General features: G+C 63.7%; 15 protein-coding genes. 5 read left to right on the forward strand and 10 right to left on the reverse strand.

Going from position 1 to position 13,970, the window contains the following annotated elements:
• Nucleotides 1–303: 303 nt before the first annotated feature.
• Nucleotides 304–2,268 (forward strand): choline transporter BetT, encoded by a 1,965-nt coding sequence (gene betT, locus IF690_RS02390; RefSeq protein ID WP_202701277.1) that lies wholly within the window; start codon nt 304–306, stop codon nt 2,266–2,268.
• A 121-nt stretch (nt 2,269–2,389) separates the two neighbouring features.
• Here betT and IF690_RS02395 read toward each other — a convergent pair whose 3' ends face one another.
• The 3 genes from IF690_RS02395 to IF690_RS02405 are packed head-to-tail and all read right to left on the reverse strand — an operon-like array spanning nt 2,390 to nt 3,960.
• Nucleotides 2,390–2,647, reverse strand: a complete 258-nt coding sequence (locus IF690_RS02395; protein ID WP_151263404.1) for a hypothetical protein — start codon at nt 2,645–2,647, stop codon at nt 2,390–2,392.
• A 52-nt stretch (nt 2,648–2,699) separates the two neighbouring features.
• Entirely contained in the window at nt 2,700–3,179 is a 480-nt protein-coding gene (locus IF690_RS02400) for a DoxX family protein (protein WP_202698701.1), read from the reverse strand.
• Nucleotides 3,180–3,219: 40 nt separating this feature from the next.
• The gene (locus tag IF690_RS02405; protein ID WP_202698702.1) at nt 3,220–3,960 is read right to left on the reverse strand and encodes an SDR family oxidoreductase; all 741 of its coding nucleotides are present in this window, start codon (nt 3,958–3,960) and stop codon (nt 3,220–3,222) included.
• 140 nt (nt 3,961–4,100) lie between these two features.
• Here IF690_RS02405 and IF690_RS02410 point away from each other — a divergent pair, with 140 nt between their 5' ends.
• The 4 genes from IF690_RS02410 to mgrA all read left to right on the forward strand — a co-directional run bounded on the left by IF690_RS02410 (nt 4,101) and on the right by mgrA (nt 7,351).
• Nucleotides 4,101–4,991, forward strand: a complete 891-nt coding sequence (locus IF690_RS02410) for a LysR family transcriptional regulator (RefSeq protein ID WP_202698703.1) — start codon at nt 4,101–4,103, stop codon at nt 4,989–4,991.
• A 124-nt stretch (nt 4,992–5,115) separates the two neighbouring features.
• Nucleotides 5,116–5,298 carry a type II toxin-antitoxin system HicA family toxin gene (locus IF690_RS02415; protein ID WP_009041685.1) on the forward strand — a complete coding sequence of 61 codons (183 nt, stop codon included), beginning with the start codon at nt 5,116–5,118 and terminating at the stop codon, nt 5,296–5,298.
• Between the two features lie 29 nt (nt 5,299–5,327).
• Nucleotides 5,328–5,729: a type II toxin-antitoxin system HicB family antitoxin gene (locus IF690_RS02420; protein ID WP_202701279.1), complete on the forward strand. Its 402-nt coding sequence runs from the start codon at nt 5,328–5,330 to the stop codon at nt 5,727–5,729.
• A gap of 584 nt (nt 5,730–6,313) precedes the next feature.
• Nucleotides 6,314–7,351: an L-glyceraldehyde 3-phosphate reductase gene (gene mgrA / locus IF690_RS02425; protein WP_202698704.1), complete on the forward strand. Its 1,038-nt coding sequence runs from the start codon at nt 6,314–6,316 to the stop codon at nt 7,349–7,351.
• A gap of 129 nt (nt 7,352–7,480) precedes the next feature.
• On the opposite strand, the gene IF690_RS02430 is transcribed toward mgrA, so the two are convergent.
• The 7 genes from IF690_RS02430 to gshA all read right to left on the reverse strand — a co-directional run bounded on the left by IF690_RS02430 (nt 7,481) and on the right by gshA (nt 13,888).
• Nucleotides 7,481–7,909, reverse strand: a complete 429-nt coding sequence (locus IF690_RS02430; protein WP_202698705.1) for a type II toxin-antitoxin system VapC family toxin — start codon at nt 7,907–7,909, stop codon at nt 7,481–7,483.
• Nucleotides 7,906–8,151 (reverse strand): FitA-like ribbon-helix-helix domain-containing protein, encoded by a 246-nt coding sequence (locus IF690_RS02435; protein WP_028683845.1) that lies wholly within the window; start codon nt 8,149–8,151, stop codon nt 7,906–7,908. The genes IF690_RS02430 and IF690_RS02435 overlap by 4 nt, the downstream gene beginning before the upstream one ends.
• Nucleotides 8,152–8,290: 139 nt before the next feature.
• The gene (gene tauD / locus IF690_RS02440; protein WP_202698706.1) at nt 8,291–9,130 is read right to left on the reverse strand and encodes a taurine dioxygenase; all 840 of its coding nucleotides are present in this window, start codon (nt 9,128–9,130) and stop codon (nt 8,291–8,293) included.
• A gap of 237 nt (nt 9,131–9,367) precedes the next feature.
• On the reverse strand, nt 9,368–10,207 hold the full coding sequence (gene tauC / locus IF690_RS02445) for a taurine ABC transporter permease TauC (RefSeq protein ID WP_202698707.1): 840 nt from the start codon (nt 10,205–10,207) through the stop codon (nt 9,368–9,370).
• Entirely contained in the window at nt 10,204–10,998 is a 795-nt protein-coding gene (gene tauB, locus IF690_RS02450; RefSeq protein ID WP_202698708.1) for a taurine ABC transporter ATP-binding subunit, read from the reverse strand. The genes tauC and tauB overlap by 4 nt, the downstream gene beginning before the upstream one ends.
• Before the next feature lie 108 nt (nt 10,999–11,106).
• Nucleotides 11,107–12,084, reverse strand: a complete 978-nt coding sequence (tauA, locus tag IF690_RS02455; RefSeq protein ID WP_202698709.1) for a taurine ABC transporter substrate-binding protein — start codon at nt 12,082–12,084, stop codon at nt 11,107–11,109.
• Between the two features lie 220 nt (nt 12,085–12,304).
• Nucleotides 12,305–13,888: a glutamate--cysteine ligase gene (gene gshA, locus IF690_RS02460; protein ID WP_202698710.1), complete on the reverse strand. Its 1,584-nt coding sequence runs from the start codon at nt 13,886–13,888 to the stop codon at nt 12,305–12,307.
• Between the last annotated feature and the right edge of the window lie 82 nt (nt 13,889–13,970).

Below are 13,970 nucleotides of genomic sequence, written 5' to 3' on the forward strand. Positions count from 1 at the left end.
TTGGCGCAGCCTTCGGCAGCGGCTACAGAGATCGGCTTATTCAGCGCTGAACGATTCCCTCCGCAACACATCAGACCTTGCCTCGAACCTGCGAAATCAGGCGACCGCCGAGCCCGGCGATTAGTCCTTGCGCGCCTATCCGTGTTTAACTTGAACGCTTGTTCAAGTTAAACCGGCAGCTCGCTGCCCGCTCACAACAGGAGGCTTACCTTTGCTGAGTCCGATCTTTTCAGCCGCGTTTCACCCCCTCGAGGTGCACGTTTCATGAGTGCATCGTCCATTCCCGCCAGCGGCCTGATCCGCATGAATCCGCCGGTGTTCTACTTCGCCGCGAGCTTTATCCTGGCCTTCGGCCTGGTGGTCATCGCCCTGCCGGAACAGGCCGGCGCCTGGTTGCTGGCCGCGCAAAACTGGGCGGCCAATACGGTCGGCTGGTACTACCTGCTGGCCATGACCCTGTACCTGGTCTTCGTGGTGGTCACCGCCTTGTCCGGCTACGGCAAGATCAAGCTCGGTGCCGACCACGACGAACCCGAATTCAGTTACCTGTCCTGGGCCGGCATGCTGTTCGCCGCGGGGATCAGCATCACGCTGTTTTTCTTCTGCGTCTCGGAACCTTTGACCCATATGCTGCAACCGCCCCAGGGCGAGGCCGGGACCGCGGACGCGGCGCGCCAGGCCATGCAGATCCTCTTCCTGCACTGGGGCCTGCACGGCTGGGGCGTGTTCGCCTTCGTCGGCATGGCCCTGGCGTATTTCGCCTACCGGCATAACCTGCCGCTGGCCCTGCGTTCGGCGCTGTACCCGCTGATCGGCAAACGCATCAACGGCCCCATCGGCTACGCGGTGGATGGCTTCGGCATCATCGCCACGGTGTTCGGCCTGGGCGCCGACATGGGCTTTGGCGTGCTGCACCTCAACTCCGGCCTGGACTACCTGTTCGGCATCGCCCACACCCAGTGGGTCCAGGTGGGCCTGATCACCCTGATGATGGGCGCGGCGATCATCGTCGCGGTGTCCGGCGTCGACAAGGGCGTGCGGGTGATGTCCGACATCAACATGCTGCTGGCCTGTGCGCTGCTGCTGTTCGTGTTGTTCGCCGGCCCCACCCAGCACCTGCTCAACACCCTGATCCAGAACCTCGGCGATTACCTCGGCGCCTTGCCGATGAAGAGTTTCGACCTCTACGCCTATGACGAGCCGAGCGACTGGCTGGGCGGCTGGACGGTCTTCTACTGGGCCTGGTGGATCGCATGGTCGCCGTTCGTGGGCCTGTTCATCGCACGGATTTCCCGTGGCCGGACCATCCGTGAATTCGTGTTCGGCGTGCTGCTGATTCCCCTGGGCTTCACCCTGGCCTGGATGTCGATCTTCGGTAACAGCGCCATCGACCAGGTGCTCAACCACGGTATGAGCGCGCTGGGCCTGTCGGCCATCGAGAACCCCTCGATGACCCTCTACCTGCTGTTGGAAACCTACCCCTGGAGCAAGACCGTCATCGCCGTGACGGTGTTCATCAGCTTCGTGTTCTTCGTCACCTCGGCCGACTCCGGCACCGTGGTGCTCTCGACCCTGTCGGCCAAGGGCGGCAATGCCGACGAAGACGGGCCGAAATGGCTGCGGGTGTTCTGGGGCGCGATGACCGCGCTGGTCACCAGCGCGCTGCTGTTCGCCGGCAGCATCGACTCGCTGAAGTCGGCGGTGGTGCTGACCTCGCTGCCGTTCTCGATGATCCTGCTGCTGATGATGTGGGGGCTGCACAAGGCCTTCTACCTCGAATCGCAGAAGCAGATCGCCCAGTTGCATTCGCTGGCGCCGGTGTCGTCGACCTCGCGTCGCGGCAAGGGCGGCTGGCGCCAGCGCCTGAGCCAGGCGGTGCATTTCCCGTCGCGCGACGAGGTGTATCGCTTCCTCGACCAGACGGTGCGCCCGGCCATCGAAGAAGTGACCGCGGTGTTCGTCGAGAAAGGCCTGAACGTGATCACCCAGCCGGACCCGGCCAATGACAACGTCAGCCTGGAAATCGGCCATGGCGACCAGCATCCGTTTGTCTATCAGGTGCAGATGCGCGGCTACTTCACCCCGTCCTTCGCCCGTGGCGGCATGGGGCCCAAGGAGATGCGCAACCGGCGTTACTACCGAGCCGAGGTGCACCTGGCCGAGGGTAGCCAGGACTACGACCTGATGGGCTACACCAAGGAGCAGATCATCAACGACATCCTCGACCAGTACGAACGGCACATGCAGTTCCTGCACCTGGTGCGTTGATCGCGGGCGGTGGCGTTCGTGCCACCGCCATCGCGGGCAAGGACTGGGCGTCCCCCCTGCTCCTACAGAAGCACGCACAATCTTCTTCTGTAGGAGCGAGGCTTGCTCGCGATCAGGGCCTTCAGGCCTGGCTCAATACCGTGAACAGCACCAGTGCCGCTACCGGCACGCCGAATACCACACTGCCGACCGCCAGCTCCGTGCTCAGGGACTGGCCGGCGTGGACCATCCCCACCGCACCGTTGATCACCGTCAGCGCCAGCCAGAGCACGACGAAACTGTAGGCCAGGGTCTGGCGGCCGAGGCCGATTTTTTCGCCGATGAACAGCATCAGCGCCAGGAGGACCAGGCCGAAGGAGGTGATGATCGCGGTGTGCATGATGAAGTCCTCGCGGGCGGGATTCGGGGTTGGCCTGAAGGGCGATGGCGATTCAATGCTCCCGACCTAGAGTGTGGTCGAGGGAGTGACGTCCTGCTCCGTGAAACAGGATGTAGAACGACAAGCACGCCAGCAACACCGGGTATTCCATGCCCCGGTCGATCCACGGCCAGGTGGGGCCGAGCAGGCCGGCGATGGTCAGCATCTGTACGCCCATCATGGCGGCGAGCAGGCGCGTCCCCAGGCCGAGGGCCAGGAGCAACCCACCGACGCTTTCCAGGAGTGCGACGAACAGTGCGATCAACGCCGGCGCCGGTAAATGCAGGACGTTCTGGATCAGATTGATCGAGGCCGCCATCGGGTCGGCCATCGAGCCGTGGGCCTGGCCCAGCAACTTGGGCAGGCCGTGGCTGATCATGATCACGCCATAGCAGACCCGCAGCAGGGCATAGGCCAGGGGGGCGCCGATGCGGTACAGCGGGGCGAGGGCCGGGATCAGCAGGGTAGCGTGCGAATCGGTGGTCGGGCGCATGGGGGGGGCTCCGCGGGCAGGCCATTGGAAATCAGGCGACTCAGACGAGGCCGCCGTTGGCGCGCAGGATCTGCCCGTTGACCCAGGCGGCCGCCGGGCTGACCAGGAAGGCGATGACGTTGGCGATGTCTTGCGGCTGGCCGAGGCGCTCCAGGGGCGGCATCTTGGCGAAGTTCTGGATCTGCTCTTCGCTCTTGCCGTGCAGGAACAGTTCGGTGGCCACCGGGCCGGGAGCGACGGCGTTGACGGTGATGTTGCGACCGCGCAGTTCCTTGGCGAACACCTGGGTCAAGGACTCCACCGCGGCCTTGCTGGCGATGTACACCGCGTAGCCCGGCAGGTTGAGGCCGACGGTGCTGCTCGAGAAGTTGACGATGCGGCCGCCGGCGTTCAGGCGGGTGGCGGCCTCGCGCAGGGTGTTGAAGGTGCCGCGGGTATTGATGGCGAAGGTCTGCTCGAACAGCTCGTCGCTGTGTTGCGCCAGTGGCAGGACCTTGAGGATGCCGGCGTTGTTGATCAGCACGTCGACCTTGCCCAGTTGGGTTTCGGTCTCGTCGAACAAGCGGCGCACGTCATCGGCGTTGGCCACGTCGGCCTTGACCGCTATGGCTCGGTGGCCGGCCTGGCGCAGTTCCACCACCAGGGCCGAGGCTTCGGTGGCGCTGCTGGCGTAGTTGATGGCGACGGCGAAACCTTCGCTGGCCAGTTGCTTGGCAATGACCGCGCCGATGCCGCGGGAAGCGCCGGTCACGATGGCAACTTTCGAAGTCTGGGTAGGCATAGTGAATGTCCTTCTGGGTAACGAGTGATTTGCTAGGGTGTGGAGGCAGATTCACATGCTTACCCAGGGTGATAAATGCAGCAGAGTTGGCTTGACTGTTCAATAATCGCCAACAATCAGCCGCCCTCCGGGAGCCAGTCGTGGATCAAGTCAAAGCGATGAAAGTGTTCGTGCGGATCTACGAGCGCAGCAGCTTCACCCTGGCCGCCGATGACCTGAACCTGCCGCGCGCCACCCTGACCCATACCCTCAATCAGTTCGAAGCCTGGCTCGGCACCCGCCTGCTGGAGCGCAGCACCCGCCGCGTGCGCCCGACCCTCGACGGCGAGGCCTATTACCTGCGCTGCGTACAGCTGCTGGCGGAGCTGGAAGAGGCCGAACTGGCGTTTCGCACGGTGGCGCCGAAAGGGCGCTTGCGGGTCGACCTGCATGGCACCCTGGCCAAGTACTTCGTGATTCCGGTCTTGCCCGAATTCATGGCGCGCTACCCGGAGATCGAGCTGTCCATCAGCGAGGCCGATCGTTTTGTCGACCTGATCGCCGAAGGCGTGGACTGCGTGCTGCGCGCCGGCACTTTGGGGGACTCGTCGCTGATCGGTCGGCGCGTGGCCAGCCTGCGGCAGATCACCTGTGCCAGCCCGGCGTACCTGCGCCAATACGGCGAGCCGAAGAGCCTCGACGAGCTGTCGCGGCACCGTGCGGTGAACTATGTCTCGCGCACCACCGCCAAGCTGTTCCCCTTCGAATTCATGGTCGATGGCGAACTGCGGGAAGTCGCCATCGACGGCGCGCTGTCGGTGTTCGGCGCCGAGATCTACGCCGCCTCGGCCGTGGCCGGGCTGGGCATCATCCAGTGCCCGCGCTACCGCATGGCGCAGCAGATTTCCCAGGGGCTGGTGCAGGAAATCCTCACCGACACGCCGCCGCCACCCATGCCGGTTTCCGTGCTGTACCCGCACAACCGCCAGATGTCGCCACGGGTGCGGGTGTTCGTCGACTGGCTGGCGGAGGTTTTCGCCAGGGCGGTCTGAGCAGTGCCAGGGCGACGCCGGTCATCGCCGCTTTCTGTATTGATTGTCTGGATGTGTATAGTGTGTATTGTCCGCCTTTGACTGTGTACGGTGGTTTTTCGGGACGTATCGAAAGGGCACGGCAATGCGCAGTCGGGAACTGATCAGGATGATCGAGGAGGACGGGTGGTATCTGATCGCGGTCAAAGGCAGTCATCATCAGTACAAGCATCTGCACAAGCCGGGGCGGGTCACTATCCCTCACCCGGATGCGGATCTGCCCAGGGGCACGATCCACAGCATCTTGAAGCAGGCGGGCCTGAAATGAGGCCGGCCTTGAACGAAGAGGTCAACGAGATGAAATTCCCGGTCGTGCTGCACAAGGATGCCGACTCCGGCTATGGAGTGATCGTCCCCGATGTGCCGGGCTGTTTTTCCGCCGGTCATACCGCTGCGCAAGCCTTCGAGAACGTGAAAGAGGCCCTGTCGCTGCATTACGAGGGGCTGGTCGCCGACGGTGAGCCGCTGCCCCAGGTGCATGAGATCGACGTGCATATCGACAATCCCGATTACGCCGGTGGCGTGTGGGGCGTGATCGAGTTCGATATCACGCCTTACTTCGGCAAGGCAGTGCGTTTCAATGCGACGCTGCCGGAGCAACTGTTGGAGCGCATCGACCAGACGGTGAAGCGCGACCAGCGCTACCGTTCGCGCTCGGGTTTTCTCGCGGCAGCGGCATTGCGCGAACTCTCCGCCTAGCATCGCTCGTCCCCATGGTTCTCATGGGGCATGCCTGGCCTCTGCCCCTCGGCAATTTTCCTGTACCACCCAGGCTTGGGAACCTTCGGCTCGGCCCGGCAGGGTGGTGTTTTACCGTCTATAAACAACTGATGCAGCGCCTTGTTCGATGCCGTATTCCTGGATTTTCAGGCAGCGCCGGCACCGACAGGGCCCTGTGTTTCCAGTGTTTTCCCCCCTATTCCTGCTCTCAGTCAGCGTTGCCATTAACCGGGAAATTATTTCGATTGAGACTGCCTCCGAGCGACGATTTCGTACTGTGCTACGTGGTACGTAATAAAATATTCTAATCGTCATATTTTCCTTCGGTTTTTTCTGGTCATTCCACTTCGGCAGCAGGCATTTCCAATGCCGTGTCCGGATGTCCGCCAGCAGGCGTCGGATCGTTTCAGTCATTCACCGATCTGAAGTGGCCGCGATCTCGCCTGGGCGTATGCTGGGCAACTTCCAGGCGCTGCGCTGATTCAGATGTTGCGAGGGCGCCTGCCCTGCACCAATGTGCATGGGCTTAAACCTGGGTGTTCAGGATCAATAGAGAGGGTTCGATGACTTACCTTGCTGCCGAAAACCGCTACGACTCCATCCCCTACCGCCGCGTCGGACGCAGCGGCCTGGTGCTGCCGGCGCTGTCCCTGGGCCTGTGGCACAACTTCGGCGACAGCACGCCGATCGACACCCAGCGTTCGCTGCTGCGCACCGCCTTCGACCTGGGCATCAACCACTTCGACCTGGCCAACAACTATGGCCCGCCCTATGGCAGCGCCGAGATCAACTTCGGTCGCTTGCTGCGTGAAGATTTCAAGCCGTATCGCGACGAGCTGATCATCTCCAGCAAGGCCGGCTGGGACATGTGGCCCGGTCCCTATGGCCAGGGCGGCGGCTCGCGCAAGTACGTGCTGGCCAGTCTCGACCAGAGCCTGCAGCGCCTGGGCCTCGACTATGTGGATATCTTTTATTCCCACCGCTTCGACCCGGACACCCCGCTGGAGGAAACCGCCAGCGCCCTGGCCACCGCGGTGCAGCAGGGCAAGGCGCTGTACATCGGCATCTCGTCCTATTCCGGGGTGAAAACCCGCGAGATCGCAGCCCTGCTCAAGGAGTGGAAAGTGCCGCTGCTGATCCACCAGCCGGCCTACAACCTGCTCAACCGCTGGGTGGAAAAAGACCTGCTGGACACCACCGACGAACTCGGCGCCGGGGTGATCGCCTTCACGCCGTTGGCCCAGGGCCTGCTGACCGACAAGTACCTCAATGGCATTCCGGAAGACGCGCGGGTCAACCGTCCGGGCGGTGATTCGCTGCAAGCCGCGCACCTGTCCGAAGCCAACCTCGCCCATGTGCGCGCCCTCAACGAAATCGCCAAGCGTCGCGGCCAGAGCCTGGCGCAACTGGCCCTGGCCTGGACCCTGCGCGACCCACGGGTGACCTCGGCCCTGATCGGCGCCAGCCGGCCGGAGCAGATCGTCGAGAATGTCGGTGCATTGCAGAACCTGGGCTTCAGCGCGGAAGAACTGGCGGAGATCGATCGTTTCGCCCGGGAAGGCGGGATCAATCTGTGGGAGAAGCCTTCAACCGCCGAATAGAGCCAGCCGTCATGTTGTGAGGCTGTCGCGGCTTCTGTAGGAGACAGGCTTGCCGGCGATCGAGGCGGTGAGTGGTGTCAGGCATACCGCTATCGCGAGCAAGCTTCGCTCCTACAGGCCTGCGGCGGTTCAGACCTCGAGCGGCAGCCAGGGGTTGATAACGATCAGCCCGGTGTCGGTGAAATCCTTGGTGTTACGAGTGGCGATCGCGGCGTCGTGGACCCGGCATATCGCGGCAATCTGCGCGTCCACCAGGTTGATCGGCTGGCCTGATCTTTCGCGATGCGAGACCAGATGCGCGTAGTAAAGAGCCGCCTGGGTTCCGAAGGGCACGATCCGATCGATGAAGTCTTCCTCGAACATGGCCAGCGCCGATGCATGCAGCGTCTGTTTGCGCTTGCCGTGGGGCAGGCGCGCGATACCGTGGAGAATCTCGGCCATGGTCATGGCGCTGATGTAGAGGTCCTCGACGGGTTGCGCTTCGACCCACGACAACACCGAGGCGTCCGGCTGAGGACGCATCAGCTCCGACAGCACATTGGTATCGAGCACGATCATTCGTTCAGGTCCGCTACGCGCGGGGGCTCGATGCGCTCGGGAAGTTCCAGTTCCACTCCACCGGCCTCGGCAAAGCGTGCCCGGATACGGCTACCCAGGCCCTGGCTGTCGGCTGTCCTGCTCAGGGCGCGGCGCAGAATCAATCGGGCTTCTTCTTCCATGGAATGACCATTGTGAGCGGCCTCGATGCGCAGGCGTTCTTTGATGTGGTCGTCCAGATTACGGATCGTAAGGCTGGCCATGGGCTCCTCCGAATGAAATCAATGAAATCATTGATAGCATAACGGCGAGTCATTGGAGGAGGGCAACCGCTGGTCGTTTGGGTTCGTCTCGATCACTGGCAAGCACCACTGAAGCCGTGAGCTTGCTGATGATCATGGTTTATCGAAAAAACGGCACATCCCCAAGAATCGTTGCGCGGTGCATCACGCGGCGTTGCGGGCGGTAGTCGTCGACGGCGTAGTGCTGGGTCACGCGGTTGTCCCAGAAGGCCACGTCGTGGGTCTGCCAGCGCCAGCGGATGGTGAATTCCGGGCGGGTGGCGTGGGCGAACAGCAGTTTCAGGATGACTTCGCTTTCGCTAGCCGACAGCTCGTTGATCCTGGTCGTGAAACCTTCGTTGACGAACAGCGACTTGCGTCCGCTGACCGGGTGGGTGCGGATCACCGGGTGCGACAGCGGCGGGTTTTTCCGCTTGGCTTCTTCCCAGCGTGCCAGGTCCTCCGGGGTATTGCCGAAGCGCTCCAGGGGGAAGGACTTGATGAACTCGTGAGTCGCGGTCAGGCCCTGCAGCAGGTTCTTCATCGGCTCCGAGAGCGCCTCATAGGCCGCGATGCCGCTGGCCCATAGGGTGTCGCCGCCGTATGCCGGCAGCAGCTTGGCGCTGAGCACCGCGCCCAGGGCCGGGGTCGGCAGGAAAGTCACGTCGGTGTGCCAGATGGCGTTGTCGCGCACGTCGGTTTCCGCGGTGTCGAGGATCAGCACTTCCGGCTGTTCCGGCACGTTGGGGTAGATCGGATGGATGTGCAGGTCGCCAAAGTTCGCCGCGAAGCGCGCCTGTTGCTGCGGGTCGATCGGCTGGTCGCGGAAGAACAGCACCTGATGCTGCAGCAGTGCCTGCTCGATGGCATCGCGCTGTTCGCTGGCCAGTGGCTGGCTGATGTCGACGCCACTGATCCGGGCGCCCAGGGCGGAGCTTAAAGGGGTGATGGTCAGGCTCATGTCGTTCTCGAGTGGAGCGCCGAATTGCCGGCGTGGTCAGTTCTGTTTGTAAGAAATCTTGCCCGCTACCTCTGTAGCCGCTGCCGAGCTTTGGCGAGGCTGCGATCAAGCGCAAAGCGCTCGTAAAACCTGGCGCCGCGGTACTCCAGATACAACGCGTCAGGCGGGTTGCGCCTGCTGCGCAGGCGATCGCAGCCTCGCCAAAGCTCGGCAGTGGCTACGGGGTTACCGGGGGGGTCAATGGGCCTGGCCATGCCAGGGCACCAGCTTGCGCTGCAGGGCGCGCAGGCCCATTTCCATGGCGAAGGCGATCAGGGCGATGACCAGGATCCCCAGCACCACCACATCGGTGACCAGGAACTGCGCGGCGGACTGCACCATGAACCCCAGGCCGCTGGTGGCGGCGATCAGTTCGGCGGCGACCAGGGTCGACCAGCCCACCCCGAGGCCGATGCGCACGCCGGTGAGGATGTCCGGCAGGGCGCTGGGCAGGATCACGTGGCGAATCAGCTGGGCCCGGGTCGCGCCCAGGGACTGCGCGGCGCGCAGCCGGGTCGGGTCCACGGTGCGCACGCCGGTGGCGGTGGCGATGGCGATCGGGGCGAAGATTGCCAGGTAGATCAGCAGCACCTTGGACAGCTCGCCGATGCCGCACCAGATGACGATCAACGGCAGGTAGGCCAGGGGCGGAATCGGCCGGTAGAACTCGATCAGCGGGTCCAGCACGCCACGGGCGATGCGGTTGTGGCCGATGGCGATGCCCACCGGGATCGCGGTCAGCACGGCAAAGCCCAGGGCCAGGCCGATGCGCCCGAGACTCGCGCCCAGGTGCTGCCACAGGGTGGAGTCCATATAGCCGCTGGTCACCAGCAGCCAGCCCTTTTGCAGTACGGCGCAAGGGGGCGGCAGGAACAGCGGTTCGATCAGGCCGCTGGCCGTCACCGCCCACCACAGGACGAGCAGCACTACCAGGGTCAGCACACTGATCCAGCGGGTGCCCAGGCCACGGCGCAGGGGCACCTCGGTGTGCGCGGTAACGGTTTTGGTCGTGGTGGCCGGAAGGTCGTAGCTGTTCATGCGCGCTCCTGCCGCAAGACGGCACTGCGTTGGGAGAACACCCGGGCCAGCACATGTTCGCGGGTTTCGATGAAACGTGGGTCGGACTTGATGGCCCGGGCCGATTCGCCAGCCGCATAACGCTGGCCGAAGTCCAGGCTCAGGCGCTCGACGATCTGTCCCGGGCTGGGCGCCAGCAGGATCAGGTCGGTGGCGAGGAACACCGCTTCCTCGATATCGTGGGTAATCAGGAACACCGGCTTGGCGGTGCGTTGCCAGACTTGCAGCAACAGCTCCTGCATCTGCTCGCGGGTGAAGGCATCGAGGGCGCCAAAGGGCTCGTCCATCAGCAGCACCCGTGGGTCAGCGGCCAGGGCGCGGGCCAGGCCCACGCGCTGGCGTTGCCCGCCGGAGAGCTGCCAGATGCGCCGCTTGTCGAAACCGGCCAGGTCCACCAGGGCGAGCATTTCCCGGGCGCGGGCTTCGCGTTGGTCGCGGGCGATGCCGGCCAGCTCGAGGCCGAAGCCGACGTTGGCCAGTACGTCCTGCCAGGGCAGCAGGGCATCGTCCTGGAACACCACGCCACGTTCGGCGCTGGGGCCGGCGACCGGTATGCCGTCCAGGGTGATGCGCCCGGTGCTGGGTTCGACGAAACCGGCGATCAGGTTCAACAGTGAAGTCTTGCCACTGCCGGAAGGGCCGAGGGCGACCAGCAGTTGCTGGGGGCCGAGTGTCAGGGAAATATCCGCCAGCACCGGTTCGGCGGCACCGGGGTACTGTGCGCTGATGCGCTCCAGTTGTAGCAAGGCCATGACGGCGCTCTCCTTATCAGATGCAGCCTTTTAGATGCAGCTTTTGCAGGTGCAAGACGTGCTACGAGCAACGCCGGGCCCGGGCCTGGCGACCGCTGCGGCGAACCTTCAGTTGGGGATGTACTTGGCGCTGACGTACGGCGCGTAGTCCGGCAGTACCGCCTCGACCTTGCCCTGCTCCTTGAGGAACACCGCGGTATCGGTGATGGCCTTGGTGGTCGGCGCGCCAAGGCTGGTGACCTGGTCGGCCGCCAGTGGATAGACGTTGCCCTGCAACAGCAGCGGAATGTCGCTGGCCTTGGCGCCGGAGAGTTTCACCAGCTTGTCGACGTTGCTCTGCTCAGCCAGCCAGGCTTTTGGGTCCTTGCGGTAATCGGCGTAGGCGTCGAGGGTCACCTTGGCGAAGGCGGTGACGATTTGCGGGTGCTTCTCGGCGAAATCCTTGCGCACGATCCAGGCATCGAAGGTCGGCGCGCCGAACTGGGCCAGTTCGCCGGAGGTGATCAGCACCTTGCCGTTTTCCTTGGCCACGCCCAGCGCCGGGTCCCAGACGTAGGTGGCATCGATATCGCCGCGTTTCCAGGCGGCGATGATCGCCGGTGGCGCCAGGTTGAGAATCTGTACTTTCGCCGGGTCGATTTTCCAGTGCTTGAGCGCGGCCAGCAGGCTGTAGTGGCCGGTGGAAACGAAGGGCACGGCGACTTTCTTGCCGACCAGGTCCTGGGGCGTCTTGATCCCGGATCCGTCGCGGGCCACCAGGGCCTCGGCGGCGCCGATCTGGGTGGCGATAAGGAAGGTTTCCACCGGCACCTTGCGGGTGATCGCGGCGGTCAGGGGGCTGGAACCGAGGTAGCCGATCTGCACGTCACCCGAAGCGATGGCGGCGATGATGTCGGCGCCGTTGTCGAACTTGCGCCAGTCGATCTTGGCCTGGGTGACTTTTTCGTAGGTGCCGTCGGCCTGGGCGACTTTCGCCGGATCGACAGTGGTCTGGTAGGCGACGGTGACGTCGGCTGCCTGGGCGAAGAAGCTCGCGGTGGCCAGGGACACGGCCGCCAGTAGGCGGAGGGGAAAGTGCAGTTTCATCATGAAGCTCCTCGACAGGCGACCAAGTGTGGACGAGAAAGGAGACTAAATGATCTAAGAATCTAAAAATAAATAACTTTTTAGAATTAGCTTAAAAGAGGAATCTTCTAAAGAGAGCGCTTTCTTGAAGGGGAGCGCTTTGCGCTCCATCGCGAGCACGCTCGCTCCTACAGGACATGTGTAGGAGCGAGCGTGCTCGCGATACAGGCGGCGCGGTGTGTCAGTTACTGATTGCCAGAATGCTCGCCTGATACGAGCCGACAAACACGTCGAAATCGCCGACTTCGTTCTGTTCCAGCTCGGCCTGTTGCCGCAGGGAGCTGCGGGCGGCTTCTTCGAAACGTGCCTGGTCTTCCTTGCTCAGGGGCTCGCTGCGGAAGAACTCGGCGTGGGCCAGGCTCTGGCGCAGGGAGAACTGGCTGAAGCTTTCCTTGTGCTCCTGCATGGCGGCCAGGACCTGGGCCGAAGGCGTCAGGGACGAATCCTTGACCTTGGCCAGTTGGGCGTCCAGCGCCTTGCCGTGGGCGTCGCTGCCGTGGCTGCGGTCGAGCAGGGCGGCCAGCGGCGCGATCTTTTCCAGCAGTTCGCCGGCCCACTCCTTGAGGTCCACCAGCTCTCCCCGGCGCAGCAGGTGCAGGCCCGGGCGACGTCCTTCCTTGACCACCTTGAGGAAGTTCGAGGTGGCGTTGCCGCACTCGTTGTTCTCCAGCAGCGGGCTTTCGTTGAGCGCGCAATACAGCAGGAAGGCGTCGAGGAAACGGGCTTCCTGCACGTCGATGCCCATCGGCAGGAACGGGTTGATGTCCAGGCAGCGCACTTCGACGTACTGGATGCCGCGGGCCATCAGCGCCTGGATCGGCCGCTCGCCGGTGTAGGTCACGCGTTTCGGGCGGATATTGGAGTAGTACTCGTTTTCGATCTGCAGGATGTTGGTGTTGAGCTGGACCCACTCACCGTCCTGGTGGGTGCCGATCTCCACATAAGGCGCGTACGGCGTGGCGACGGCCTTGCGCAGGCTGTCGGTGTAGCTGTTCAGGTCGTTGTAGCAAGGGGTCAGGCCGGCCTGGGCGTTGCTCTGGTAGCCCAGGTCGCTCATGCGCAGGCTGGTGGCGTACGGCAGGTACAGGGTCTCGGCGTCCAGCTGTTCCAGCTGGTGCGCGCGCCCGCGCAAGAAGCCCGCGTCCAGCGCTGGCGAGGCACCGAACAGGTACATCAGCAGCCAGCTGTAGCGGCGGAAATTGCGGATCAGCGCGATGTACGCCGACGACTGATAGTCGCGGTCGCTGCCGACGAAGCCCTCGGCCTGCTTGAGCAGCGGCCAGAGCTGCTCCGGCAGGGAGAAGTTGTAGTGGATCCCGGCGATGCACTGCATGGTCTTGCCGTAACGCAGGGCCAGGCCCTTGCGGTACACATACTTGAGCCGGCCGATGTTGGAGGTGCCGTAATAGGCGATCGGGATGTCTTCCTCGGCCGGCAACGGGCACGGCATCGATGGACTCCACAGGTACTCGTTGCCGAGCTTGCTGTAGGCGAAACGATGAATCTTGTCGAGGCTGGCCAGGGTGTCGGCCGGATCGGCCAGGGCCGGAGTGATGAACTCCAGCAGCGACTCGGAGTAATCGGTGGTGATCTGTTCGTTGGTCAGCGCGGAACCCAGTTCTTCCGGGTGCGGGGTCTGTGCCAGGCGCGCTTCGCCGGTCACGCGCAGGCATTCGCGCTCGATACCGTGCAGGCACTGCTCGAGCAGGGAGAGGTTAGCGCGCTCGCCGAGCAGAGCCAGGCGGCGGTTGAGAAGTTCGCTCAAGTTGGATTCCTTCACGCGTCAGTCGCCCCAATATGGGGGTGGGCAGGACGGTCTACAAGGGTGAAGTTGAAACTGGCGTTTT

It is taken from the genome of Pseudomonas sp. SK3(2021), assembly GCF_016772375.1.
GTDB classification, from domain to species: domain Bacteria; phylum Pseudomonadota; class Gammaproteobacteria; order Pseudomonadales; family Pseudomonadaceae; genus Aquipseudomonas; species Aquipseudomonas chlororaphis_I.

Coding starts and splice junctions, on each gene's coding strand:
- betT (WP_202701277.1), top strand. CDS start 304: ATGAATCCGCCGGTGTTCTACTTCGCCGCGAGCTTTATCCTGGCCTTC.
- IF690_RS02395 (WP_151263404.1), bottom strand. CDS start 2,647: ATGCACACCGCGATCATCACCTCCTTCGGCCTGGTCCTCCTGGCGCTG.
- IF690_RS02400 (WP_202698701.1), bottom strand. CDS start 3,179: ATGCGCCCGACCACCGATTCGCACGCTACCCTGCTGATCCCGGCCCTC.
- IF690_RS02405 (WP_202698702.1), bottom strand. CDS start 3,960: ATGCCTACCCAGACTTCGAAAGTTGCCATCGTGACCGGCGCTTCCCGC.
- IF690_RS02415 (WP_009041685.1), top strand. CDS start 5,116: ATGCGCAGTCGGGAACTGATCAGGATGATCGAGGAGGACGGGTGGTAT.
- IF690_RS02420 (WP_202701279.1), top strand. CDS start 5,328: ATGAAATTCCCGGTCGTGCTGCACAAGGATGCCGACTCCGGCTATGGA.
- mgrA (WP_202698704.1), top strand. CDS start 6,314: ATGACTTACCTTGCTGCCGAAAACCGCTACGACTCCATCCCCTACCGC.
- IF690_RS02430 (WP_202698705.1), bottom strand. CDS start 7,909: ATGATCGTGCTCGATACCAATGTGCTGTCGGAGCTGATGCGTCCTCAG.
- IF690_RS02435 (WP_028683845.1), bottom strand. CDS start 8,151: ATGGCCAGCCTTACGATCCGTAATCTGGACGACCACATCAAAGAACGC.
- tauD (WP_202698706.1), bottom strand. CDS start 9,130: ATGAGCCTGACCATCACCCCTTTAAGCTCCGCCCTGGGCGCCCGGATC.
- tauC (WP_202698707.1), bottom strand. CDS start 10,207: ATGAACAGCTACGACCTTCCGGCCACCACGACCAAAACCGTTACCGCG.
- tauB (WP_202698708.1), bottom strand. CDS start 10,998: ATGGCCTTGCTACAACTGGAGCGCATCAGCGCACAGTACCCCGGTGCC.
- tauA (WP_202698709.1), bottom strand. CDS start 12,084: ATGAAACTGCACTTTCCCCTCCGCCTACTGGCGGCCGTGTCCCTGGCC.